Genomic DNA, 854 nt, shown 5'->3' on the forward strand with positions numbered 1-854 from the left:
ATAGTACGAAACAATTGCTAAAACGTTTATAGAAATTAATTTTACTTTCCCAATCGATTTGTTTTCATCTTATTTCAATCCGCTATAAAGTTAGATAAGAATAAGCTAACAAGCAGAAGTAAGATAGGTCTTGCAAGAATGGTAAAAATCTGATAAACTAAGTAGTAATTGAATAGGAATCTGAAAGACTAGTAGCCCAAGGGAAGTATATCAGGGAGGAGAGCCGTGACTGCAAGCTCTCTATATGAAAGCTGGGTGAATTCACTTGCGCATGGATTTAGAAATGAAGGTCTGACTTGTCAGATGAAAACGGATGGTACCGCGTGTCAACGCTCCGAGTGGAGTTTTTGGCATGTGGTTTTCTTTTTATCTACGAGAGACTGATGGAGGAAATATGTCAACTATTGAAGAACAATTAAAAGCGCTTCGCGAAGAAACGCTGGCTAGCTTGAAGCAGATTACTGCTGGAAATGAAAAAGAGATGCAAGATTTGCGTGTCTCTGTCCTTGGTAAAAAGGGTTCGCTCACTGAAATCCTCAAAGGGATGAAAGATGTCTCTGCTGAGATGCGTCCAATCATCGGGAAACACGTCAATGAAGCTCGTGATGTCTTGACAGCTGCTTTTGAAGAAACAGCTAAGCTCTTGGAAGAAAAGAAAGTCGCGGCTCAACTGGCTAGCGTGAGTATGGATGTGACGCTTGCAGGTGGGGGAGGAGAGAGAGGTTACCGTCACGTTAAGACACAAACCAGTGAAGAAATCGAAGATATCTTCATCGGTATGGGTTATCACGTCGTGGATGGTTTTGAAGTGGAGCACGACTACTATAACTTTGAACGTATGAACCTTCCAAAAG

Annotated in this window: 1 pseudogene; it reads left to right on the forward strand. The window is 41.6% G+C overall.

From position 1 onward, the window contains the following. Positions 1 to 394: 394 nt before the first annotated feature. Positions 395 to 854: pseudogene (locus HT715_RS11590) on the forward strand (phenylalanine--tRNA ligase subunit alpha); the annotation flags it as partial.

Origin of the sequence: Streptococcus sp. 4155 (genome assembly GCF_013276695.1) — a bacterium.
Lineage (GTDB): Bacteria > Bacillota > Bacilli > Lactobacillales > Streptococcaceae > Streptococcus > Streptococcus pseudopneumoniae.